Origin of the sequence: Nocardia cyriacigeorgica GUH-2 (assembly GCF_000284035.1) — a bacterium.
Lineage (GTDB): Bacteria > Actinomycetota > Actinomycetes > Mycobacteriales > Mycobacteriaceae > Nocardia > Nocardia cyriacigeorgica_B.
Window position 1 is genome coordinate 675,712 of sequence record NC_016887.1, and the last position, 23,474, is coordinate 699,185.

Consider the following 23,474-nt stretch of genomic DNA (forward strand, 5'->3'; position numbering starts at 1 on the left):
GACTCGCCCCATGAGTGGCTGGAGCGTCGCCGACATTCCCGATCAGCAGGGCCGGACCGTCATCGTCACCGGCGCCAACAGTGGCCTCGGCGCCGTGGCCGCACGGGCCCTGGCCGGCGCCGGTGCCCGGGTGGTGCTGGCCTGCCGCAATGTGGACAAGGGCAAGGCGGTCGCCGATGACATCGGACCGCTGGCCGAGGTGCGCAGGCTCGATCTCGCCGACCTGTCCTCGGTGCGCGAATTCGCCGACTCCGTCGATCGGGTCGATGTGCTCATCAACAACGCGGGCGTGATGGCCGTGCCGTACGCCCGCACCGCCGACGGCTTCGAAATGCAGATCGGCACGAATCATCTCGGGCACTTCGCCCTCACCGGCCTGCTGCTCGGGCGAATCTCCGACCGCATCGTCACGGTGTCGAGCGATATGCACAACCTGGGCGTCATCGATCTCGACGACCTCAACTGGCAGCGCCGCAAATACCGCCGCTGGCAGGCCTACGGCCAGGCCAAACTGGCCAACCTGCTGTTCGCCTACGAACTGCAACGCAAACTGACCGCGGCCGGCTGGTCGAAGCTGTCGGTGGCCGCCCATCCCGGTTACGCGGCCACCGAACTCCAGTCGCACACCGAGTCCGTGCAGGACATCGTGATGGCGCTGGGCAATCGGCTGTTCGCGCAGAGCGCCGAGATGGGTGCGCTGCCCGAGCTGTACGCCGCCACCGCCGAGGGCGTCGAACCCGGCGGCTACTACGGCCCCAAGGGCTTTCGCGGGATGCGCGGGCATCCGGGCCGAGTGGGCTCGAGCAAGCGTTCCAAGGATCAGGAAACCGCCCGTGGCCTGTGGGAACTGTCGGAGAAGCTGACCGGGGTGCGCTACGACTTCTCGGTGTGACTCAGCTCACTATCGGCTGCTGTCACACCTGCCCGGTGCCGCGTCGTCGTCTCGGTGAAGCCAACGAATTCACCGAAAGGGCACCGACAATGGAACCGCGTCTGAACCTCTACGCCAACCCGATCGCCGCCAGCTTCGCCAAGCGTCTGGTGACCGCAGGCAAGGTGGTCAACGACTCCGGCCTCGCACCGGCCACCCACGAACTGGTCAAGATCCGCGCCAGCCAGATCAACGGATGCAGCTTCTGCGTCGATATGCACACCAAGGACGCCGCGCACGCCGGTGAAGACCCGACCCGGATCAACCTGGTCGCCGCCTGGCGTGAGGCCACGGTGTTCACCGACGAGGAGCGCGCCGCCCTCGCCCTCACCGAAGAGGCCACCCGCGTCGCCGACGGCGGTGGCGTCAGCGAGCAGACCTGGGAGCTGGTGCGGAAGTACTATGACGACAACCAGATCGGCGGCCTCATCGCGGCCATCGCGGCGATCAACGCGTGGAACCGGATGAACGCCATCGCCCACACCCCGGCGGGCAGCTATGTGCCGGGATCGCTCGGCTGAGCGATGGCCCGGGCGGGTGTGGGGCTGATCACAACGGTCCACCTCACACCGCCCGGCCCGGCACCCGGCGTTCATCGCGTGGTAGCGTGCCTTCCGTGCAGCGCGTGTATTTCTGGTTTAGCAAGCCGGCCCTGGGTGGGCCGGTCTGCGGCAACCGCGCGCGCTGACCACATTCCCACCCCGAGCCGGATGATGACCGGCTCGACGGGGTTCACCACCGTGGGTCGGCCTGGAGATAAGGAACCAATCCCACGATGACCACCGCAGTAGACGTCGATTCACGGCACTCCGATCTCGACGATCAGCGCACCCTCAGCGTCAGCCCGTTGCGTTCGCCCGCCGAGGTGCGCCTCGTGCACGCCATCACCGACGAACTCGCCGACACCGTCCGCGCCGGCCGCAAGGCCACCGTCGACGTGCTCAACGGCGACGACGACCGCCTGATGGTGATCGTCGGACCGTGCTCGGTGCACGACCCGGCCGCCGCCCTCGACTACGCGCGCCGCCTGGCCGCCAAGGCCGCCGAACTGGACGACCGGCTGCACGTGGTGATGCGGGTGTACTTCGAGAAGCCGCGCACCACCCTCGGCTGGAAGGGCCTGATCAACGATCCGCACCTGGACGGCAGCTTCGACGTCAACACCGGCCTGGGCATCGGCCGCAAGCTGCTCACCGACATCACCGCGCTCGGACTTCCGGTGGCGTGTGAGTTCCTCGACCCGATCACCCCGCAGTACATCGCGGACCTGGTCTCCTACGGCGCCATCGGCGCCCGCACCGCGGCCAGCCAGGTGCATCGTCAGCTGAGCAGTGCGCTGTCGATGCCGGTCGGCATCAAGAACGGCACCGACGGTGACGTGCAGGTCGCCGTCGACGGTGTGCGCGCCGCTGCCGCCAGCCACGTGTTCCCCGGCACCGATCTGGACGGGCGTTCGGCGCTGATCCGCACCACCGGCAACCCGGACTGCCACGTCATCCTGCGCGGCGGCAGCACCGGCCCGAACTACGACGCCGCCTCGGTGGCCGAGGCCTGCCTGCGGCTGGAGAAGGCGTCGCTGCCCAAGCGCATCGTCGTCGACGCCAGCCACGGCAACAGCAACAAGGACCATAACAAGCAGGTCGACGTGGTCACTGATATCGCCGACCGGCTCGCCGCCGGTGAGCAGGGCGTGGTCGGCGTGATGCTGGAGAGCTTCATCGAGGCCGGCCGCCAGGACCTGACCCTCGGCCACGCCGAGGACCTCACCTACGGCCAGTCCATCACCGATGCCTGCATCGACTGGAACACCACCGCCGCGCAGTTGGACAGGCTGGCCGAGGCCGTCGCCCGCCGTCGCGAGCGCTGAAGTTCCGAGGCTGCCGGTGATCGCGACGATCTACCGGGGCGTGGCGATGACGCCGAGCAGCTCACCCGAGGTGACCGTGCCGACGTCGAACCCCGCCCCGGTCAGATGGTCGGTCAGATTGCGCGGCGTCGGTGCGAGCGCTCGCGAGGTGCGATCACCGGGTTCGCCGTAGCCGTAGAACAGGTGCAGCGCACCGCCGGGCGCCAGGGACCCGCGCAGGACCGCCAGCTCGTCGGCGGGATCGCGGGTCCAGAACACATTCACATTCACCGCGAGGATCTTGTCGAATCCCCCCGGCGCCAGCTCGTCCACCTGCTCGCGGGTCAACTCCTCGAGCGCGAGCTGCCGCACCCGCACTCGCCCGGATGCGATCAGCGCCGCATGCCGTTTCGCCGCGCGCTGCAGGGCGGTCGCGGACCGGTCGATCCCGACGATGAACCCGGTATCGAGCGGCTCGGCCAATACCGCGAGCGAATCACTGGACCCGGGGCCGATCTCGAGTAGCCGGTGCGCCGGGGCGGGATCGATGATCTCCCGGAACCACAGGAAACGCGCATCGTGGGCCATACGGGGTGAAAATACGCCGTCCCTCGCCTCGACGGGCCGAACCGACTGTGAGCAAGGCGAGAATTCCCGTACCGTGATGGCGTCGCCGCCCCATCGAGGTGGGGTTGGAAGTGGGCCGTGGAATTACTCGTCGGAGACGAGGTCCACGGCTCGCGTTGTTTCGCAGCGTTCGGCCGTGCGGGAAGCTTCCGGCGCCGACTCGGCGAAGGTATGCGCGGGCCAGTCGGCGGCAGGTTCGGCCGGATCGGTCGCCAGCCGCGCCGCCATCCAGCTGTCCCGCCGGACCCCGCGCTGCACGCTGCCGAGCCTGGTCATGCCCTCGTAGTGGAATCCATTGCGGCGCACTACTGCTGCCGAGGCGTAGTTGCCGACGAAGGCGTGCCAGCTGATCCGCACCAAGCCCATGCCCTCGCCGGCCAGACCGAAATCGCAGACCAGGCGCACGGCCCGCGACATCAGCCCCATGCCCCGGTATCTCGATCCCAGCCAAAACCCGATCTCGGCGGCCGACGTGCCGCGGTCTTCCAATCCGATCATGCCGAGGACCGGCTTGTTCTCGTCTTCGCGGATCGCCCATACCGGGCTGCGGTTCGCCCAGCCGGCGTCGGCGATGTCGGTGAGGAAGCCTTCCGCTGCAGTGCGGCGATACGGCACCGGGATCGTCACCCATTCGCCGATGGAGGGCTCCTGGCACAGTGCGGTGATGGTGTCGATATCGGCCGCGCGAGGCCGCGACAACCAGACGATTCCATCGGTGAGCACGCGGTCTTCCATCGGCTCATGGTGGCACGGACCCGCCGGTCGGTTCACCGGGTTTTCCGGTGGGTGAGGGCGGTGCGGGTGGATGATCCACGGTCCGTCGCGGTCCGTAGACTCCGACTGGTGGTAGCCGCATTGCTCGCAGACCTGTTCGAATCGCATCGGTCGCATCTGCTGTCGGTCGGCTACCGATTGACCGGCAGCGTGGCCGATGCCGAGGACGCGGTGCAAGAGAGCTGGCTGCGGCTGGCGGGGGCCCGGCAGTCCGAGATCGAGGATCTGCGGGCCTGGCTGACGACGGTGGTGAGCCGAATCTGCCTGGACCGCTTGCGCAGTGCGGCGGTGCGCCGGGAAAGCTATGTCGGGCAGTGGCTGCCGGAGCCGGTGGTCACCGGGCTCGGCTCGTCGAGTGCGCCCGATCCGCTGGAAGCGGTGGTGCGCAGGCAGGAATTCCGCCTGGCCGCCATGGTGGTGCTGGATTCGCTGACCCCGGCCCAGCGGGTGGCTTTCGTGCTGCACGACGGGCTTTCGGTGCCCTTCGACGAGATCGCCGAGATCCTGGAGATCACTCCCGACGCGGCCCGTCAGCTGGCGGTGCGCGCCCGCAAGTCGGTCTCGCGGGCGCCGGAGCCGGTCACCGACGACGATCACACCGCCGCGGTGCAGCGCCTGCTCGAGGCCTTGATGTCGGGGGATGTGCAGGCGGTGACGGCGGCGCTGCATCCGGACGCGGTGATGATCGGCGATGCCAACGGCACCACGGCCACGGCGGTCAATGTGCTGCACGGAGCGGACAAGATCGCCCGGTTCTTCGTCGGGCTGCTGCACAAGTACGGCATGGTCGATGTCGGCGAGGAGTTCCTGCGCAGTATGCAGATCGTGTCGGTCAACGGCCAGCTCGGTGCGCTGGTGCCCGAGCGGGCGGGGGAGGGGCGCTATCCGGGGACGCCGCGCCGGGTCGTCGGGTTCACGGTGCGCGATGGATTGGTCTGGGGCACTTACGATATCGCCAATCCGGACAAACTCACGGGTATCCGGGTGAGCTGAGCGCCCCCGCCGGGCCGGGCCGCGCATCCCGGCCCGGCGGGTTCTTGCGCTACGGCGTGGCCGAGCCGGTGAACCAGTCACCGGTCGAGGAACCGGTGCTGTGGTCGCCGGTCGATGACCCCAGGCCCCAGTCGGGGGTGGAGGAACCGAAGCCTGCGATCAGCTCTTCGGCCACGTCGCGAAGCCGACCCACTAGGAATCCGGCGACCTCCGACGCGGCCGGATTCGCTATCAGGTCGAGGTATGAGGCCATAGACGCCCCTTTCGAGATACCCGCCGAGGCGGGCTGTGAAATAGAACACGGCGAGGCTAGCTGCCTATGGGAAAACGCACAACCATGCAGGTAGAGATGGGAAAAGAAATGTGAAACATAGCTGTTCGCTATCTGGTGGCAACGATAGCGATTCCCGGGCTAATTCTGGCGGGATTCCGCCGCGCTCTAGCCTGGCAGCTATGCGCCAGCACCCCCAGACCGTCGCCCGCCTGCGGCCCCTCGGCGCCACGATCTTCGCCGAGATGACCGAACTCGCCGTCCGGCACGACGCGATCAACCTCGGTCAGGGCTTCCCCGACTCCGACGGTCCCGCGGGCATGCTGGAGGTGGCCAGGCAGGCCATTGCCGACGGGCTCAACCAGTACCCGCCGGGTCGCGGCATGCCGATGCTGCGCCGGGCCATCGCCGCCGACCGAGCCCGCCGCTACGGCACCGAATACGACCCGGACACCGAGGTGCTGGTGACTGTCGGCGCGACCGAGGCGATCAGCGCGGCCGTGCTCGGACTGGTGGAGCCGGATCAAGAGGTGGTGCTGATCGAGCCGTACTACGACTCCTATGCCGCCGCCGTGGCGCTCGCGGGCGCGCACCGGCGCACCGCCCGGCTCGTCGCCGACGGCGATCGCTTCGTCCTGGACATCGACACCCTGCGCGCCGCGATCACCCCGAAAACCCGGATGATCATGGTGAATTCGCCACACAACCCCACCGGCGCCGTGCTCGACCGCGCCGATCTCACCGCGATCGCCGAACTGGCTTGCGAGCACGATCTGCTGGTGCTGGCCGACGAGGTCTACGAGCACCTGGTCTTCGACGGCGCCGAACACATCAGCCTGGCCACGCTGCCGGGGATGCGGGAGCGGACGCTGGTGGTGTCGAGTGCGGCCAAGACCTTCAGCGTCACCGGGTGGAAGACCGGTTGGGTCTGCGCCGCACCGGAATTGATCGACGGTGTGCTCGCCGCCAAACAGTTCATGACCTTTGTGGCGGGCGGCCCGTTCCAGCCTGCGGTCGCGCACGCGCTGACCGCGGAACTCGACTGGGTCGCGGCACTGCGAACCTCGCTGTCGGACCGGCGATTGCGTCTGTCATCCGCCCTGGCCGACACCGGCTTCCACGTCTACTCCAGCGCCGGCGGCTACTTCGTCTGCGGCGATATCCGGCCCTTCGGCGCCACCGACGGCCTCGCGTTCTGCCGCGAGCTGCCGACCCGGCTCGGCGTCGTCGCGGTCCCGGTCAGCGTCTTCACCGACCATCCCGAAGAGTGGAAGCACTTGGTGCGCTTCACTTTCTGTAAGCGCGACGAGACGCTGGATGAAGGAGTGCGGCGCCTGCGCGTCGGCGCGCCCATCGGCTGAGGCGAGCCCTCGACGCGAGGCTGAACCCGCTCGAAGGTCTCCACCGGACAAGAACCGTCCGGGCGCGAGCATCGGCCGGTACCTGGCGGCACCGACCGGTGCTGCGTCCCGAGCGGAGCGTCAGGCAGGCATCGGCCGCGCTCGGTCGGTAGCGACGACCGCCGCGATTCCCGCCAGTACGGTCCCCATGAGGTAGCGCTGCATCCGCAACCACACCGGCCGCCCGGTGAAGAACGCCGCGACCTGCCCGGCACCCAGCACGATCAATGCGTTCACCGTCAACGCGACGCCGATCTGGATCGCACCGAGGCACAGACTCTGCAGCCACACCGGCGCCGCCCCGGGATGCACGAACTGCGGGATCAACGCCATGTACATGATGGCGATCTTCGGATTCAGCAGATTGGTGACCAAGCCCATGGTGAACAGCCGCCGCACCGGATCGGCGGGCAGCGCGGCCGGCGTGAACACCGACACACCGCCGGGCCGCAGCGCCTGCCAGGCCAGCCACAGCAGATAGGCGGCACCGGCCAGCTTCAGCGCCAGGTACAGCCCCGGGACCACCGCGAACACCGCCGTGATGCCCACGACCGCGGCCAGCAGATACACCCCGAACCCGGCCGCGACGCCGGTCAGCGACACCAGCCCGGCGCGGCGGCCCTGCGACACGGTCCGCGACACCAGGTACATCATGTTGGGGCCGGGGGTGAGCACCATGCCCAGCGCGGCCGCCGCCACGCCCGTCATCGCCGCAGTCTCGATCATGTCGTCGATCTTCGCGTGCGCGGCGGTGGTCCGTCTCGGTCCAGTTCGGTGCCGGTGGACCCGTCACCGCCGGTGACCAGGGGGAGTAGCGTCGTCGCCGGGGTGGTGTCGGTGGGTTCGGGAACAATGGGTGGGAGCAGAGCACAGGAGGCACCGGTGGCCGAAGGCCCACTAATCGTTCAGAGTGACAAGACGCTGCTGCTGGAGGTCGATCACGAATTGGCCGACGCGGCGCGTCAGGCCATCGCGCCCTTCGCCGAGTTGGAGCGCGCGCCCGAGCATGTGCACACCTATCGGGTCACGCCGCTGGCGTTGTGGAACGCCCGCGCCGCCGGGCACGACGCCGAACAGGTGGTCGACGCGCTGGTGAGCTTCTCCCGGTACGCGGTGCCGCAGCCGCTGCTGGTCGACGTCGTCGACACCATGGCCCGTTACGGCCGGTTGCAGCTGGTGAAGCATCCGGCGCATGGGCTCACCCTGGTGAGCCTGGACCGCGCGGTGCTCGAGGAGGTGCTGCGGCACAAGAAGATCGCGCCGATGCTGGGTGAGCGCATCGACGACGACACGGTGATCGTGCATCCGTCCGAACGCGGCCACATCAAACAGATGTTGCTCAAGATCGGCTGGCCCGCCGAGGACCTGGCCGGTTACGTCGACGGCGAGGCGCATCCGATCGAGCTCGACTACACCGGCGGGGCCTGGCATCTGCGCGACTATCAGGAGATGGCCGCCGATTCCTTCTGGGCCGGCGGCTCCGGTGTGGTGGTGCTGCCGTGTGGTGCGGGCAAGACGATGGTCGGCGCGGCCGCCATGGCCCGGGCCAAGGCCACCACCTTGATCCTGGTCACCAACACCGTCGCCGGCCGGCAGTGGCGGCGCGAGCTGCTGGCGCGCACCTCGCTCACCGAGGACGAGATCGGCGAGTACTCCGGTGAACGCAAGGAGATCCGTCCGGTCACCATCGCCACCTACCAGGTGATCACCCGGCGCACCAAGGGCGAATACAAGCATCTGGAACTGTTCGACAGCCGCGACTGGGGCCTGGTCATCTACGACGAGGTGCATCTGCTGCCCGCGCCGGTGTTCCGGATGACCGCCGATCTGCAATCGCGGCGCCGGCTCGGGCTCACCGCCACCCTGGTGCGCGAGGACGGCCGCGAGGGCGACGTGTTCTCCCTGATCGGCCCGAAACGCTACGACGCGCCGTGGAAGGACATCGAGGCGCAGGGCTGGATCGCGCCGGCCGACTGCATCGAGGTGCGGGTGACGCTCACCGACGCCGAGCGCATGGCCTACGCCACCGCCGAACCGGAGGAGCGCTACAAGCTCTGCTCCACCGCGCACACCAAGATCGCGGTCGTCGAATCCATCCTGGCCAAGCACAAGGACGCGCCCACGCTGGTGATCGGCGCCTATCTCGAGCAACTGGAGGAGCTGGGCGCCGCCCTGGACGCGCCGGTCATCCAGGGTTCGACGAAAACCAAAGAGCGCGAAGCACTGTTCGAGTCGTTCCGGCGCGGCGAGATTCCGGTGCTGGTGGTGAGCAAGGTCGCGAACTTCTCCATCGACCTGCCCGAAGCCTCGGTCGCGGTGCAGGTTTCGGGTACCTTCGGGTCCAGGCAGGAGGAGGCGCAGCGACTCGGCCGGCTGCTGCGCCCGAAGCAGGACGGGGGACAGGCGCATTTCTATTCGGTCGTCGCGCGCGACACGCTCGATGCGGAGTACGCCGCGCATCGGCAGCGTTTCCTGGCCGAACAGGGGTATGCCTATCGCATTACCGATGCTGACGACTTGCTGGGACCGGCCATCGGATAAGCGGAGGCCCCACCTCCACAACCTGTGCTAGGAATGAGACGTGCGACGCTTCGAATTCGTGGTGGACCGCAGCCATGCCCATGCGGTCAACGAAGTTGTCGCGGATCTGCGCCGGTTGCGCATCAGCGCGGTGATCGCCGCCGCCGTCGCGGCGGCCGTCACCGACTACCTGGTGTGGTTGAACCATCCCTGGTCCTATCTGCTGGCGGTGGCGTCGGCGCTGGGTGCGGTCACTGCGCTGTGGGTGGCGCTGTGGGCGCCGCGGCGCTCCCGCATCGACCGGCTGTACGCCGAAGGTGAACTGGTCCCGGCCGTCGTCTCGCACACCTACCCGAGCGGGATGGTGCTGCTCGCGCTGGTGAACCTCGGCCGCCCGGAGGCCGGCGAGACCCGCTACGCCCTGGTGGTGCGCAAGGTGCGAGCGCTGCCGGGTCATGAAGCCAAGACCGGCGAGCGGGTGCCCTCGATCGCGGTGCGCGGCGATCGCACCTCGCGGGCCGTCGGTGAGCTGCGCCAGAGCGTCAATGCCATGCCCATCGCCTGGGGCACTCGCGACGGCGGCGTCATCGAACGGGCCCGCGCCGCGATCAGCGAGGTGGAGTGGCGGCTGCTGTCGGACAACCTCGCCCTCGCTGACAAGGTCCGCCGTAGCTCCGCCAAACGTTTGCTGCTCGACCCCCAGCACCTACCCGGCGACCTCGGCTCCTGAGCGGCCGCGGATGGTCGCGGCCCCGGCGAGTCGGCGGCGTCGGCCGCAGCGGCGGTCGAGGCGACTACCATCCATCGGGGCCGGTGCGCCGGTACCGGATGCTGTCGAACGAGGGGTGTGGGTTCGTATGAGGTTGTCCGGCTGGTCGGTCGTCGCGGTGGCGGCGGCGCTGGTGTTCGGGCTCGCGGGCCCGGCGGGCGCGCAGTCGGCGAACGATCCGCTGGCCGGGTCGCCGGGGCTGGGCGATCCGTACTATCCGCTGGACGGCAACGGCGGCTACGACGTGCGCCATTACGAGGTCGGGATCGGCTACGAGCCGATCTCCCGGCAGCTCACCGGCTCCACCCGCATCGACGCCACCGCCACGCAGGCGCTGACCGCATTCAATCTGGATTTCGCCGGGCCGCCGGTGCAGCGGGTCACGGTCAACAACATCCCCGCCGGATTCGAGCGCCACGGCGAGCACGAACTGACCGTGCGGCCCTGGCTTCCGCTGCTGCCCGGACTGCCGTTCACGGTGACGGTCGAGTATGCGGGCCCGGCGGTCGACGGGGAAGACTCGGGCTGGACCTTCGCGCCCAGCGGCGGCGCCTTCGTCGCGGGTGAGCCGCATTCGGCCACCAGCTGGTACCCGCTCAACGACACCCCGCGCGACAAGGCCACCTTCACCTTGCACGCCACCGTCCCGGCCGAATGGGAGGTGGTCTCCAACGGCATCCGCACCCGCGACGAGGTCCGCGACGGCTCGCGGACGGTGAGCTGGGAGGCGCGCCAGCCCATCCTCGGCTACCTCACCACCATCGCCATCGACAAGTTCACCTATCTCGAACAGCGCCGCGCCAACGGCACCCCGCTGCTGAGCGCCTTCGCCCCCGGCGCCGCCGACAACCGCGAGCACGAACAGCGCCTGCCGGAGATCCTCGATTTCACCGAATCCCTGTACGGCCCATACCCGTTCGATACCTCCGGCGGCATCTACGTCGATGCCGAGCTGTCGTTCTCGCTGGAAACCCAGACCCGCCCGATCTACGCGCCGTGGACCGACCTGCAGACCGTGGTGCACGAGATCGCGCACCAGTGGTGGGGCGATTCGGTGTCGGTGTACAGCTGGGCCGATATCTGCCTCAACGAATGCCTCGCCAGCTACACCGCCGACTATCTGTGGCCGGAACGGATGGAAGGCGCCGACGTCGACGCGATGTATCGCGCGACCATCGCGGAGGCGGCATCCATGCCGCATTTCTGGGACATCCCACTGCAAAACCCCGGCGCCGGAAACGAATTCACCTCGGTCTACTACCGCGGGCCGCTGTTCCTGCACGCGCTGCGCAAGCAACTCGGCGATGACGTCTTCTTCGCCGCGCTGCGCGAGTTCGTCACCGTCCATGCCTACGGCAATGCCTCGATGCCGCAGTTCCGCGAATTCATGCAGTCGAAGTCCGGTACCGATCTGAGCGGTTTCTTCGCCGCATGGCTCGATCAGGCCGCCCCGCCCGCGGACGAGTACCTGTACCCCGGTGACCTCAGGACCTGAGTGGCGCACACACGCCACTGTGTGAGCAGAGTCACTGGCAGGCAGGAATATTGAGCTCAGCGGGGGTGATCGCAGCGGTCGCGGCGATCGGGTGGCCGGGCCATACTCGTGAGGCGTAACAACGCGCCATCCGGCACCGACTCAGTGTTCGGATTGGACGTACGTCCATTACGTGGGCGGAATGTGGAAGGCACTACTGGTGAATTATTTCGGTTTCCAAATGCTCGGCCGGCTTCTCCCGAGCATCCTCGCCTTGTCGATTCTGGGCTTCTCCAGCATCTACTGAGCCTCGGTACTGTGCTCCGACCAGATGCGGTCGTCGTGATCGTGCGGGTATCCTCACCCGCGCGTTCATGATCCAGTGAACGCTTCGGTGAGAGAGGTTTTCACGTGAAGTTCCCAGGAACGCGGCTGCTGGCGCGCATCATGCTCGCCTTCGTCGCAGCGGTCGCGCTGGCGGTTGCGGTGACCGGCTGTTCGATGTTCGAAGACGCGGGCAAGTCCGACACGGCGAAGTCCGAGGTCGGCGACTGCATCAACGTCATCAGCAGTTCGGCGGTCGACTCCGAGACCGAGCCGGTGGATTGCTCATCGGACAAGGCCGTCTACAAGGTCGTTCAGACCCACGACACCAAGACCGAATGCGCCGAGGACTACACCTCCTACGAGGAGACCCTCAACGGCGGAACCACCGCGTTCCTGTGCCTGGCGCCCAATTTCAAGCAGGGCAGCTGCTACGCCGACAGCATGCTCTCCGGCTACAGCTTCGCCGACTGCGCCTCCCCGGAAGCGAGCTTCCGGGTGATCCAGCGCATCGATGGTGAGGTCGACGAGCTGCTGTGCGGCGCGGACGCCAACAAGTTCATCACGGTGGCCGATCCCAAGACCACCTTCTGCCTGGGCGACCCCAAGGCTTGATCCGCGTATTTCCAGCAGGGCCGTGCCATCCCGGCACGGCCCTCGCTGTTTGTGCGCCTATTCCAGCAGCGCGACCGACGCGATCCGGTGCAGCGTGAAGTGCCGGACCGCGCCCGTCACCGGATCCAGCGCATCGAGCTGACCGTTGCCGATGCGCACCGGTTCCACCACCCGCTGGATCGCCGTTCCCGCCGCGTCGACATAGCCGATGTTCACCGCCCGGCGCCCGCGCGCGGCCAGTTGCAGCAATGCCAGGGTCGCTGCGGTGCCGGTGCGGGTGCCGTCGGTGCGCACCGATTGCGTCGAGCGGGCGCCGGCCGCGCGCTCCCCGGCGCGTAGTTCTCGAACGAGTAGTTCCAGTTGTTCGGTGCTCGGCGGCACCGGTCGATAGGCCTGGCGGGCATTCGGGCGCACGGCGATGCGTGCGCCGCGTCGCCGCAGATCCACGATCATTCCGGCCGAATCCTCTCCGGCGGGAGTGAAACCCGCGGCGCGCAACCGGTCCAGCAGCTCGCCCAGCGGCGCCTGCGAGATGGCCACGGTCGGTGCGATCGCGCGCAAGGCCAACTCCGCCGCCACCGGGGCATTGAGTACCTGGGTCAGCAGGGCGGGGTCGTCGCTGCGCACGAACGACTGCGCCATTCCGGCCCGCAATTGGCCGTGCCGGCGTGCGACATCGTCGATCAGGTAGGTCAGCGCCTGCGGGATCGGGGTGCGCGAATGCCGGGCGAACAATCCGTGCAGTTCGGCGGCGGTGAGCCCGGAGTCGAGCGCGCGCCGCACCGAGGTCTCACCGATGCGGTATACGGTGGCCGCACCCGCTGACTCCACATCGGCGACCAGTTCGATCCGGCTCTGCAGATCGGCAGTCAGCGGACCGGGCGCGATGACCGTCAGATCCGCTTGCACCAGCACATGATCCACCGGATCGGGCAGCGCCTGCTCCATCGCCGCTTCGGCCGCACCCGCGTGGTCGGGCTGCTCGCCCAGCAGTGCGCGCCCGGGCGCACTCAACGCGCCGCGACCGATGATGCCCAGCGCCGTCGCCTCACCGAAGGTGCGCTCGACGGCTTCGAGCCGGAAATGCCTGCGCCAGCGCGGTGCCCGCCAGGCCAGCAGCCGCGCCGCACCGGACGGCTCGAGTGCGGTGCCCGCGGGCAGTTCGGCCAGAACCGCCAGCATGGCGCGCCGGTCGCGCATCGCGTGCGGTGAGCGCAGTTCATGGGCGAGGGCGGCCAGCGGTTTGTCGTTGGCGTCGCGCATGCCGATCATCCACGGCACCCGATCCGATTCCAGCCAGGCCTGCGCCAGCGTCACCCAGCGCCGGGCCGGCGGGGCTTCCAGCCAGGAGTCGGCGGCGGGGGTGGGGGCCCAGAAATCGTCGGTGGTGTCGATATCGGGCGGCGGATCGGGCAGGCCGCGGTCGATCAGCTTGGCGGCGGCCAGCAGTTCGATGAGCAGACCGGTGCGTTGTTCGTCGGTGCCTGCGTGTTTGGCGATCCGGCGGGTCTCGCGCACCCCGAGTCCGCCCGCACGCAGGGCGGGCGCAGGCACCTGGCCGAGCACCTCCAGCACGCTCGCGCAATGGCGCAGCAGCTCACCGACCTCACCGGCGCACACCGCGTTCACCTCGTCGGGTGCGTGGCTGGTGGTGGCCGGCGTCGGCGGGGTGAGCGCATGCGGGTCGGTGACGGGCTCGCCGCGCAGCACCTGGGCGACGGTGAGCGGCAGCTCGACGGTCTCCGCGTCCAGCGGCCGCAGCAGCCGGCGGCTCAGCAATTGCTGCACCGGCCGATCGGGTGGGGTGCCGGGGGCGGCGTCTTTGGTGCGCCCGCGCGGTCCGGTCGCGGCCAGCTTGTCCAGCAAAGCCCGTTCGGTGGGGGAGATCTCGGCCAGCTCGGCCGTCACCTCCGGTTCGGTCAGCCCGTCCGGCAGTTCGGTGGTGCTGCCCATCGGCCACGGGAGTGCCTCCGCGGCGGCGGGAACCACACGCAGTGCGTCACCGTCGGACCAGACCAGGGCCCGCTCGGTCAGTCGCTTCAGCGCGGCGTCGACCGGTGCGGCCTTGACCCGATCGCGCAGCGTCTTCTTCAATTCGCGACGGGTCAGCGGCGGCTGCGCGGAGGCAGCTCGCACGGCCAGGGTCTCCACGATGGCGAACTCGAGGGTGTCGAGCTCGTCGGCGGCGCGCAGCACCGAGGCCCGCTGTTCGGCGCGCGCGGCGAGCACCGTCATCGAGGAGGGCAGCGGCACCGCCAGATCGGGCCGCAACTCGAGCAGCGACACCAGCTCGGCATCGCTGCGGGCGCCGAGCCAGTCGGCCAGAGAGTCGGTACCGGTCATCGGATTCAGCCTACGATGTGTGCCCGCACACCGCCGGAGCAGGAGCCGCGGCCGGCCTGCCACCGCAGCCGGGCCGACCATGTGCCCGGTTCGATGCGGGCACATGCCAGAATGGGCGCGTGGTGAACAAATCGAAGAAGCCCTACGTCGACAACGGCTGGCCGCAGGTCGAAGACGGTGAGCATGCGGTGACCGAGCTGTCGTCCTCGCGCTCCGGCAACCTGTCCCCGTTCGGCGAGGACACCGAGTTCCCGTTGCCCGTCGACCAGCTGCCGTACGTCCACCCCCACACCGTTATCAACCGCTGAGCCGCGCGCCCCGGCCGCCGACGTCGTCGCGGCCCGTGGGCGCCCCGGAGGCCTGGCTTCCGGTAGTTCATCGCATTCGGCGATGCTCCGCACCCGCCGTCCGCGTCGACGCCTGTCCGCGGACGGTTTTGGTGTGTCCGGACACGTTCCGGTGCGGCCGGCGCCGAAGCACCTTCGCGGGCAGAGTCTCTGGGGACCGCGGTGTGCACCGTCGGAGCCGCGGCCGACGTATTGCGAGCCCGCATAACACGTGAAAACGACTGTGGCCCCGGCATCCGATGGGATGCGGGGCCACAGTCGTTTATGAGACTCGGGCTCAGGAGGGGAGCAGACCCTTGTTCGCCTCGAAGAAGTTCACGACGGCCGGGTCGAGCTTGGTGCCGTTGGCCTTGGCGGCGTTGAACACATCCAGCGCCTGCTGCGGCACCTGGACGCCCTGCGCCTGCACCACCGCGATGGCGCGGTCGACGGCGTCGAAGACCTGCTGGCTGCTGTCGGCGGCCGCCTGCTGCGGCGCGGCCTGCTGCTGCGGGGTGGGCTGCCAGCGCGGGCTCTCGGACTCGGCGGGCACCGAACGCTGGGTGGGGCCGCTGCTGAGGCCGAGCGAGGCCGAGCACGAGGGCCAGGCGCCCCAGCCCTGGGAGGCGAGCACCTTCTCGGCGACCGCGATCTGCTGTTCGCGGGTGGCCTGGTTCGCGGTGGGGGCGTACTCGCCGCCGCCATGGGCCCGCCAGGTGCTCGGGGAGAACTGAAGTCCGCCGTGGTAACCGTTTCCGGTGTTGATCGCCCAGTTACCCCCGGCCTCACACTGCGCGAGTCGATCCCAGTCGGAGTCGGGTGCCGCGCTGGCGTTTCCGGCGAAGGCCACACCGGCGGTGCCCATGATGGCGCCGGTGACGGCGACCTTGGCTACGGTGCGCCCGGTGGAGGTTGGCTTGCGATGGCGTCCACTCATATCGGGTTCGTCTTCCTCTCGTACGCACCTGCGAGGCGCTCTCGCTCGGGTTCGGACTGAGAGGTCGTCCGTCCCGCCCTCACCCCTCAATTCCGTCGGGGGTCCGGTACCCGCGGGGTGAGGTTCGGTGCGGCGGGCCGGTGGTTGGTTGCCGGGTGGACCGGCTGGGTAAGACGGTACGACGAACTCCGCGAAAAATCACCATTTGGTAACCGGCGTGTATGTGGGGGTCTCGGAGCGGTCTCGGACCGGCATAGACCCCTCTGTGCAGCTAGGCGGGGTGCGCGATGGCCGAGGCGGCTGCAAGAACGTTCTGTTATCTGGCCGTTATGTGACGAGGATCACAGGCGGGATTGGGTAACGATTGCCCTGGGTAACTAGTTGTAGTCACTTGGCTCGTCGCCCGGAGCGCAGGGTGAACACCAGCGCCAACACGAATCCGATCGGCGTCAGCATCGCCAGTAGGTACAGCCACAGCCCCGGTTCGCCGTCGGTGAGGATGGGCGTGAGGAAAATGGCGACGATCGCCAGCAGGCCGACCGTGAAGACACCGAGCGCGAGCTGGAGCAACCAGTCCCCGGAACGACGCGGCGGGCGACCCGATGGCGGCTGCGAGGGAGTGTTCGTCACCGCTGCACCGTAAAACTGATGTGCTTACGCGGTCGGCACCGGGGTAGACTCGACGGCAATGCGCGTCCTGCATACCTGTGGGGCGCGTTCTTTCGCACAAGGGCAAGACCTGATCGCGGCACGGCCGCGCGGGTGCTTCGCATAGGGATCTGCCCGGGCCGCAAGGGTCCGGGTTTCGAATGATGAACGGGTGAGCGCAGTGCCGACCGGCAGGGTGAAGTGGTACGACGTCGAAAAGGGCTTCGGCTTCCTTTCCCAGGACGAGGGTGAGGACGTCTACGTCCGCTCTTCTGCGCTGCCCCAAGGCATCGAGACCCTCAAGCCGGGCCAGCGCGTGGAGTTCGGGATGGCCGCGGGCCGTCGCGGACCGCAGGCGCTGAGCCTCAAGCTGCTCGAGGCGCCGCCGTCGGTGCGACAGGGCCAGGAGCGGGCCGGGCGCAAGGAGCCGGCCGCGCGCAGGCATACCCCCGACGAGCTGCACGGCATGGTCGAGGACATGATCACCTTGCTCGAGGCCAAGGTGCAGCCCGACCTGCGTAAGGGCCGGTACCCGGATCGCAAGACCGCACAGCGGATCTCCGAGGTCGTCCGGGCCGTGGCCCGCGAGCTCGATCACTGAGCGTCGTCACCAGCTGACAAGAAAACGGTCGCGGGCATCGTGGATGCCCGCGACCGTTTTGCTGTGACGAGATCTACTCGGCGGTCCTGATCGACCACGCCGCGTGCGGCACGTAGAACTCCGCGCCGGTTTCGTCGCGCGCCAGGATCGGCAACTGCATCTCCACGCCGACCAGCCGCAGATCCGGCTCCGGCTGCGACTCGACGGTGATCGCGCGCACTCCGTCCGGGAATTCGGTGTGCCTGCGCACCTGCGCGATCTCCTCACCCGACGGCAGCGCGTACACCTGCTGGATCAGCCAGGGGGCGTCGGCGATCTCGCTGGGCAGCGACAGTTGCAGCGGATAGCCGGGCGGCACCTCGAGGCTGACGGTCTCGCCGTAGCGGCAGTCCTCCATCCGCACCGTGCAGTACATGAACGGAGCCACGGTGACCGTGCGGCCGTGCGCGTAGGCGGTGATCTCCGGATCGTGCTCGTCGGCGTTGCGGACCAGCACCGTCAGCACGCCGACGAAGGCGGTCGAGAGCACGAGTACACCTGCGGTGAACAGCGCGACGATGGTGCGGGCGTTGGGTTTGCTCACCGGATGGGGTCTCCTCGTTCGATGTCGGCGGTGCGGCCGCGGCGGCGGGCGGCGACCGGGGTGTCGGCGGTGCTGTGGTGCGGGACCACCTGCTCGGCGTGCTGGGGCCGGTTGCCGCCCAAGCCGGGCAGCAGCGAATGGCCGCGATAACTCACCACAGTCTGGACCAGGCCGGCCACCAAGATCACCGACACCACCGCGAAACCCTTCCAGTAGTCGGTCGGCAGCAGCACACCGGCCGCGCCGCCGGCTACCCAGCTGAGCTGGAGCACGGTCTCCGAGCGCCCGAACCCGGACGCGATCGACTCCGGCGGCAGATCGTCCTGGATCGCGGCGTCCAGCGACACCTTGGCCAGCGCGCTGGCGCAGGCCGCGACCAGTGCCGCTAGTGCCGCGCCCAGCAGGTTGTCGGCGAAGATCGCGAACAATGCGACCACCGCGCAGGCGGCCGTGCAGTTGACCACGATCAGCGAGGGCCGGCCCAGTTTGATCCGCGCACCGCTGGCATTACCGGCGAAGTTGCCGATCGCCGCGGCCGCGCCCACCACGCCCAGCATGGCCGCCTGCTGCACCGGACGGTGTTCGGTGGCCTTCGCGACGAACGCCACATAGAAGGTGAGGAAGCCGGTGAGTACGCGGATGCTGCTGTTACCCCACAGCCCGGTCACCACCGCGCGGCCCAGCGGCTGACGTCGTTTACCGGCGGGTACCGCGGACTTCTTGCCCGACGGGATGACCTCGGTCTCGGGGTCGTCGCCGTGATAGCTCAGCGTGGCAGGCACCTCGCCCTCGGTGATCTCCACCCAGCGCGGGATCCGCAGGCTCAGATAGGTACCGGCACAGGCGATGCCGACCGCGAGCACCAGCGCGCCCGTCGAACCGAAGGCGGCGGCCGCCAGCGCGGCGATCGCGCCCGCGCCCATCGTGCCGCCGACCAGGCCGAACACCGTCAGCCGGGAATTGGTGCGCACCAGGTCGATTCCCGGTGGTAGGACGCGTGGCGTCACCGCGCTCTTGAGCACGGCGAAGGATTTGCTCAGCACCATCATGCACAGCGCCAGCGGATACAACGCCCAGGTGTCGAAGTCGACGACGAGCACCACCGCCAGCACCGCGCGCACCGCGAACGACGAGGCCAGCGCGAGTCTGCGGCCGCGCTGCAACCGGTCCAGCGCGGGCCCGATCAGCGGTGCGATCACCGCGAACGGGGCGATGGTGATCAGCAGATACAGCGCCACCTTGGTCTTGCTCTCGGCGGTGGCGCTGGCGAAGAACAAGGTATTGGCCAGCGCGACGGCGATCGCGGCGTCGAGAGCGAAGTTCGTCATCGTCGCGTAGGTCAGCGCGGTCAGGCCGGATTTGTCGGCGCCGTCGGCCTTGGCCGCGCGCTGGAAGGTGGCGAAACCCTTCTCGGTCAACTCCCGGCCGCGCAGCGCGGCGACCCGGGTGACGGTGAGCTTGCGCGGGACGCGACGGTCGTCGACGCGGCTCTCGGTGCTGTCGGCCTTCTCGCGCCGGTCGTCGACCCGGCGCGGCGGTTCCTCCTTGCGCATCGACCGCGTGAAGCGCCCACCCGAACTCCGGCCGGGCTCGTGCTCGACCTCCGTCAGCGGACGGGTCGGCGGCGGGGCGGTGCCGGGATGGTCCGGCGGCAGCGGCGGCAGCGGACGACGTCGCCGCGGCGCATTCGGTGGCGGATACCGGTCGAACCCGGGATGCCGCTCATACGGTGGATACTCTTCGCCGTCCCACCGACCGCGCGCGGGACCGGGGGGATCGCTGGGAGTATTGGCATCGCCCCGGAAGCCGGGGGGTTCCTGCTTCTTCAACGGTTGCCTCCCAGCTCTAAGAGCGGGGTGGACTCACACCATCTCCACAGGCTGCGACGGCCAGCCCGGCCGCCAGAATATTCTTCGCCGCATTGACGTCGCGGTCGTGCGAGGTGCCACAGGCGCACGTCCACTCTCTCACATCGAGCGGGAGCTTCTCGATGATCGCTCCACACGCCGAGCATCTCTTGCTCGACGGATACCAGCGATCGATCGCTATCACCTGTCGGCCGTACCAGGCTGCCTTGTACTCCAGTTGCCGCCTCAGCTCCGACCAGCTCGCGTCGACGATCGCACGCGCAAGGGTGCGGTTGCGCATCATGTTGCGTACCGGCAAATCCTCGATGATGATCACTTGGTTTTCGTTGATCAGCCTCGTGGACAGTTTGTGCAGGTGATCCCGCCTGCGGTCGGCGATACGGCCGTGGACTTTCGCCACCGCGGCGCGGGCTTTCGCCCGGTTCTTCGATCCTTTGTGCTTTCGGGCCAACCTGCGTTGCGCAGATGCGAGCCGCCGCCGGTCTCGTTGCTCGTGACGGGGATTGACAACCTTCTCGCCCGTCGAGAGCGTGACGAGTGATTCGATGCCGACGTCGATCCCGACGGTTCCGGACACCTTGGGTAGTTCGTCGATCGCGGTCTCGACAAGCACGGAGATGTAGTACTGGCCCCGAGCGTTCAGGGACACAGTCACCTGGGACGGCACCGCGGACTTCGGCAGAGGACGTGACCAGCGGATGTCCAGCGGCTGATCCTGCTTCGCGAGTGTGATCCTGCCGCCACGAAAGGTGAAACAGTTTCGGAAGTAGGTTGCCGAGTCGAGCGTCCGGCCCTTCCGCTTGAAGGCCGGGTACTTCGCGCGCTTGGCCCAGAAATTCACGAATGCGGCGTGCAGATTCCGCAGCGCTGCTTGCAGAGGACCCTTCGACGGAGCCCGCAACCACTCCGTTTCGGGGTTTCGTTTCCAAGCCGTGAGCATCTTGTCGGTCTCGGCGTGTGTCAACCGCCGCTGCTCCTGCTTCCACGCCCGGGAACGTTCGGCGAGCGCCCGGTTGTAGACGTAGCGGGTGCACCCGAATGTCTTCGCGAGTTGATCGATCTGCTCGGGGGTTGGGTAGAAGCGATAGCGGTATGCACGCTTCACCAGCTTGTCCCCCATACCTAATAGGGTAGCGCGAGGTTCTCTCGTCATAGGTCGATCGCGCTATCCCCGGGCAGGAGGCCAGAGCCTGCGCGTTACGCGGCTGGGTCACAACGTCAATTCTGGCGCACAACCGCGGGTGGGGCTCACGCACTCTCCGGCGAATCCGCCGAAAGTGACGTGGTTCGCCTAGGGGGCGGGGACGAAACGGACCTCGAACATGGTGGGCCAGTACTTGCCGGTGAGCAGGAAGCGGTCGGTGCCGGGGATCTGGGCGATGCCGTTGAGGACGTCGGTGCCCGCGCGTTCGCCAGGGCTGAGCAGGCCGGAGGCGTCGATGACGGCCAGGACCTGCCCCGTCTCGGGGTCGATGCGCAGAATCTCGTCGGTGGGCCAGGTGTTGGCGTAGACAGAGCCGTCGGCGGCGCATTCCAGCTCGTTCAGCCGGGCCGACGGGCGGCCTTGCAGCTCGACCGAGCCGGTCGGGGCGAAGGTGACCGGGTCGCGGAACGTCAGCGTGGCCGAGCCGTCGCTCATCACCAGCTGCCCGTCGCGGGTGCACAGCCCCCAGCCTTCGCCCTCGTAGGAGACCTGTCTGCGTTCGGCCAGCGTCTCCGGGTCGCGGGCGAAGGCGATGCCGTCCTTCCAGGTGAGCTGCCACAGCGTGTCACCCGCGACGGCGATTCCCTCACCGAACAGCGGTGGTGGAAGTTCCGCGGTGGCGAGTTCGGCGCCGGTGGCGCGGTCGACGGCCCGCACGCCCGAATCGCCCGACATCCCGGTGCTCTCGTAGAGCACCCCGTCGGTGATCTGCAAGCCCTGGGTGAAGGCGCGCCGGTCGTGCGGTGCCGTGCCGACGACCTCGACGACCAGGTGCGGCGCGCTGTCGGCCGGGTCGTCGGCCCGCGCGCAACCGGTCGCGGTGAGCAGGCAGAGCAGGGCTGCGACGGCCAGCGAACGCCGATCGGTCTCCATACGGCAAAATGTAGGCCGTGAGCGCAGTTTCTGTTTCGGACTCCGGCGTGCGGCCCGTGCTGGCCGACGCCGTCGAGCTTGCCCGTCGTGCGCTCCTCGAGCTGGAGCCATCCGGGGTCGGTGCGCATCTTGGTGTGTCCGCCGAGGACGACAACGCGGCAACCCACCGTTTCGAGGCCACCCTGACCGGCTATCGCGGCTGGCAGTGGGCCGTCGTGGTGGCGGCCCCGCCCGGTGCGGACCATCCGACGGTCAGCGAGTCGGCCCTGCTGCCCGGCCCCGACGCCCTGATCGCGCCCGAATTCGTGCCGTGGGATCAGCGCGTGCGCCCCGGCGACCTGGCCCCCGGCGACCTGCTGGCCCCGCCGCCCGACGACCCGCGCCTGGCCCCCGGCTACACCGCCACCGGCGATCCCGAGATCGACGACGTGGCGTACCAGGTGGGCCTGGGCCGCTCCCAGGTGCTCAGCCTCGAAGGCCGCGAGGAGGCCGCCCAGCGCTGGTACACCGAGTTCGGCCCCGACACCGAGATGGCCAAGGCCGCCCCCGGCACCTGCGGCACCTGCGGTTTCTACCTCCCCCTGGCCGGCGCCCTGCGCGCAGCCTTCGGTGTCTGCGGTAACGCGATGGGCGCCGACGGCCACGTCGTGCACACCGAATACGGCTGCGGCGCGCATTCCGACGTCACCGTGCCGACCGGCGCGGGTTCGCCACTGTACGAGGCCTACGACGATGCGGCGGTGGATCTGGTTCCGACCGAATCGCTGCGCGGCGCGGGCAGCGATGCGGGCGCCGGAGAGACGGCGTCGGCTGAGAGCGCTTCCCGATCCGCTGGTGCGGACGGCAGCGTGGACGGGCCGGCCGATGCCTCTGCGAGCAACGGGGTTGCCGAGGCGAGCGGCGTCACCGACGAACCCGGCCAGAAGCAACCTGCCGATTCCGCAACGGACCGACCCGCTCAGGTCGCCGAAGCCACTCCCGCAGCCGGCGCCCGCGAGGCGGACACCGCTGAGCGCGTCGAGTCGGCCGAAACCGCTGCGGCTGATGCCGGCGCGCCTGTCGGCGTCGAGGTTTCTGATGCCGCCCAGACGGCCATTGCCGCCGAGCCCGCTGATGCTTCCGGCGTGACTTCAGCTGCCGAGGCTGCCGAAGGCGCACCCGAGTCGGACACCGCCCGGCCCGCTGACGCCACTGGTGGCACTACAGCTGTCGAGTCTGCAGAGCCCGCTGATGATGAGGCCGCGGTGGCCGAGCGCGCAGATGCTTCCAGCGGTGCTGCTGACCAGCACGCCGACGCGATGAACACCGTCGAGCCCGCCGACTCGGTCCGCGACCGGTCTGCTGACGCGGCGGAAGCGAGCAGCGACGAGGCAGCTTCGAATGTCTCGCGGGCGGAGCAGTCCGGCGCTTCGGTCCCGGAATCCGGATCCTCCAATGGCACCGGGGAATCCAGGGAAACCGCTGAGCCCGGCGATCTTCCGGCGACGGATGCCCAGTCGGAGTCCGGGTCATCGGCGCTGAGCTGAACGCGGCGGGGGACGATCCGT

23 protein-coding genes are annotated in these 23,474 nt (G+C 68.8%); 12 read left to right on the forward strand and 11 right to left on the reverse strand.

Annotated elements, in window-relative coordinates; genetic code table 11:
- Window positions 1-10: 10 nt before the first annotated feature.
- The 3 genes from NOCYR_RS03195 to NOCYR_RS03205 all read left to right on the forward strand — a co-directional run bounded on the left by NOCYR_RS03195 (window position 11) and on the right by NOCYR_RS03205 (window position 2,798).
- Window positions 11-892 carry an oxidoreductase gene (locus NOCYR_RS03195; RefSeq protein ID WP_014348916.1) on the forward strand — a complete coding sequence of 294 codons (882 nt, stop codon included), beginning with the start codon at window positions 11-13 and terminating at the stop codon, window positions 890-892.
- Between the two features lie 89 nt (window positions 893-981).
- Window positions 982-1,452: a carboxymuconolactone decarboxylase family protein gene (locus NOCYR_RS03200; RefSeq protein ID WP_014348917.1), complete on the forward strand. Its 471-nt coding sequence runs from the start codon at window positions 982-984 to the stop codon at window positions 1,450-1,452.
- A 254-nt stretch (window positions 1,453-1,706) separates the two neighbouring features.
- Entirely contained in the window at window positions 1,707-2,798 is a 1,092-nt protein-coding gene (locus NOCYR_RS03205) for a 3-deoxy-7-phosphoheptulonate synthase (protein ID WP_014348918.1), read from the forward strand.
- Between the two features lie 30 nt (window positions 2,799-2,828).
- Here NOCYR_RS03205 and NOCYR_RS03210 read toward each other — a convergent pair whose 3' ends face one another.
- Window positions 2,829-3,365 (reverse strand): class I SAM-dependent methyltransferase, encoded by a 537-nt coding sequence (locus tag NOCYR_RS03210; RefSeq protein ID WP_014348919.1) that lies wholly within the window; start codon window positions 3,363-3,365, stop codon window positions 2,829-2,831.
- Window positions 3,366-3,488: 123 nt separating this feature from the next.
- A complete protein-coding gene (locus NOCYR_RS03215) occupies window positions 3,489-4,139 on the reverse strand; it encodes a GNAT family N-acetyltransferase (RefSeq protein ID WP_014348920.1) in 651 nt (216 codons plus the stop codon).
- A 108-nt stretch (window positions 4,140-4,247) separates the two neighbouring features.
- On the opposite strand from NOCYR_RS03215, the gene NOCYR_RS03220 reads away from it, so the two are divergent.
- Window positions 4,248-5,171, forward strand: coding sequence for a sigma-70 family RNA polymerase sigma factor (locus tag NOCYR_RS03220; protein WP_048832709.1), 924 nt, complete (start codon window positions 4,248-4,250; stop codon window positions 5,169-5,171).
- 49 nt (window positions 5,172-5,220) lie between these two features.
- Here NOCYR_RS03220 and NOCYR_RS03225 read toward each other — a convergent pair whose 3' ends face one another.
- Entirely contained in the window at window positions 5,221-5,424 is a 204-nt protein-coding gene (locus NOCYR_RS03225; protein ID WP_014348922.1) for a hypothetical protein, read from the reverse strand.
- Window positions 5,425-5,624: 200 nt separating this feature from the next.
- Here NOCYR_RS03225 and NOCYR_RS03230 point away from each other — a divergent pair, with 200 nt between their 5' ends.
- The gene (locus tag NOCYR_RS03230) at window positions 5,625-6,803 is read left to right on the forward strand and encodes a pyridoxal phosphate-dependent aminotransferase (RefSeq protein ID WP_014348923.1); all 1,179 of its coding nucleotides are present in this window, start codon (window positions 5,625-5,627) and stop codon (window positions 6,801-6,803) included.
- 120 nt (window positions 6,804-6,923) lie between these two features.
- Here NOCYR_RS03230 and NOCYR_RS03235 read toward each other — a convergent pair whose 3' ends face one another.
- Window positions 6,924-7,568 carry a LysE family translocator gene (locus tag NOCYR_RS03235; RefSeq protein ID WP_014348924.1) on the reverse strand — a complete coding sequence of 215 codons (645 nt, stop codon included), beginning with the start codon at window positions 7,566-7,568 and terminating at the stop codon, window positions 6,924-6,926.
- Between the two features lie 156 nt (window positions 7,569-7,724).
- Here NOCYR_RS03235 and NOCYR_RS03240 point away from each other — a divergent pair, with 156 nt between their 5' ends.
- The 4 genes from NOCYR_RS03240 (at window position 7,725) to NOCYR_RS03255 (ending at window position 12,544) form a co-directional block, all read left to right on the forward strand.
- Window positions 7,725-9,383, forward strand: a complete 1,659-nt coding sequence (locus NOCYR_RS03240; RefSeq protein ID WP_014348925.1) for a DNA repair helicase XPB — start codon at window positions 7,725-7,727, stop codon at window positions 9,381-9,383.
- Between the two features lie 40 nt (window positions 9,384-9,423).
- Window positions 9,424-10,092 (forward strand): DUF3239 domain-containing protein, encoded by a 669-nt coding sequence (locus NOCYR_RS03245; RefSeq protein WP_014348926.1) that lies wholly within the window; start codon window positions 9,424-9,426, stop codon window positions 10,090-10,092.
- Window positions 10,093-10,219: 127 nt separating this feature from the next.
- Entirely contained in the window at window positions 10,220-11,626 is a 1,407-nt protein-coding gene (locus NOCYR_RS03250; protein ID WP_014348927.1) for a M1 family metallopeptidase, read from the forward strand.
- Between the two features lie 390 nt (window positions 11,627-12,016).
- Window positions 12,017-12,544: an LppU/SCO3897 family protein gene (locus NOCYR_RS03255; RefSeq protein ID WP_014348928.1), complete on the forward strand. Its 528-nt coding sequence runs from the start codon at window positions 12,017-12,019 to the stop codon at window positions 12,542-12,544.
- Between the two features lie 57 nt (window positions 12,545-12,601).
- Here NOCYR_RS03255 and NOCYR_RS03260 read toward each other — a convergent pair whose 3' ends face one another.
- Complete coding sequence (locus NOCYR_RS03260; protein WP_014348929.1) at window positions 12,602-14,887, reverse strand: helicase-associated domain-containing protein; 2,286 nt, start codon at window positions 14,885-14,887, stop codon at window positions 12,602-12,604.
- A gap of 119 nt (window positions 14,888-15,006) precedes the next feature.
- Here NOCYR_RS03260 and NOCYR_RS03265 point away from each other — a divergent pair, with 119 nt between their 5' ends.
- Window positions 15,007-15,195, forward strand: coding sequence for a hypothetical protein (locus tag NOCYR_RS03265; protein WP_048832713.1), 189 nt, complete (start codon window positions 15,007-15,009; stop codon window positions 15,193-15,195).
- A gap of 316 nt (window positions 15,196-15,511) precedes the next feature.
- On the opposite strand, the gene NOCYR_RS03270 is transcribed toward NOCYR_RS03265, so the two are convergent.
- Both NOCYR_RS03270 and NOCYR_RS03275 read right to left on the reverse strand, forming a co-directional pair.
- Complete coding sequence (locus NOCYR_RS03270) at window positions 15,512-16,150, reverse strand: resuscitation-promoting factor Rpf1 domain-containing protein (protein ID WP_014348930.1); 639 nt, start codon at window positions 16,148-16,150, stop codon at window positions 15,512-15,514.
- A gap of 387 nt (window positions 16,151-16,537) precedes the next feature.
- Entirely contained in the window at window positions 16,538-16,780 is a 243-nt protein-coding gene (locus NOCYR_RS03275) for a hypothetical protein (protein WP_048832715.1), read from the reverse strand.
- A 199-nt stretch (window positions 16,781-16,979) separates the two neighbouring features.
- On the opposite strand from NOCYR_RS03275, the gene NOCYR_RS03280 reads away from it, so the two are divergent.
- A complete protein-coding gene (locus tag NOCYR_RS03280) occupies window positions 16,980-17,399 on the forward strand; it encodes a cold-shock protein (RefSeq protein WP_014348932.1) in 420 nt (139 codons plus the stop codon).
- 73 nt (window positions 17,400-17,472) lie between these two features.
- Here NOCYR_RS03280 and NOCYR_RS03285 read toward each other — a convergent pair whose 3' ends face one another.
- From NOCYR_RS03285 to NOCYR_RS03300, 4 genes are all read right to left on the reverse strand, one after another.
- Window positions 17,473-17,982, reverse strand: a complete 510-nt coding sequence (locus NOCYR_RS03285; protein ID WP_014348933.1) for a DUF2771 domain-containing protein — start codon at window positions 17,980-17,982, stop codon at window positions 17,473-17,475.
- Window positions 17,979-19,811 carry an MFS transporter gene (locus tag NOCYR_RS03290; RefSeq protein WP_014348934.1) on the reverse strand — a complete coding sequence of 611 codons (1,833 nt, stop codon included), beginning with the start codon at window positions 19,809-19,811 and terminating at the stop codon, window positions 17,979-17,981. The genes NOCYR_RS03285 and NOCYR_RS03290 overlap by 4 nt, the downstream gene beginning before the upstream one ends.
- Window positions 19,812-19,827: 16 nt before the next feature.
- Entirely contained in the window at window positions 19,828-20,970 is a 1,143-nt protein-coding gene (locus tag NOCYR_RS03295; RefSeq protein ID WP_014348935.1) for an RNA-guided endonuclease InsQ/TnpB family protein, read from the reverse strand.
- A gap of 171 nt (window positions 20,971-21,141) precedes the next feature.
- Window positions 21,142-21,927 (reverse strand): glutaminyl-peptide cyclotransferase, encoded by a 786-nt coding sequence (locus NOCYR_RS03300; protein ID WP_014348936.1) that lies wholly within the window; start codon window positions 21,925-21,927, stop codon window positions 21,142-21,144.
- Window positions 21,928-21,944: 17 nt separating this feature from the next.
- Between NOCYR_RS03300 and NOCYR_RS03305 the strand changes: the two genes are divergently transcribed.
- On the forward strand, window positions 21,945-23,453 hold the full coding sequence (locus NOCYR_RS03305; protein WP_167330481.1) for a DUF3027 domain-containing protein: 1,509 nt from the start codon (window positions 21,945-21,947) through the stop codon (window positions 23,451-23,453).
- Window positions 23,454-23,474 lie beyond the last annotated feature (21 nt).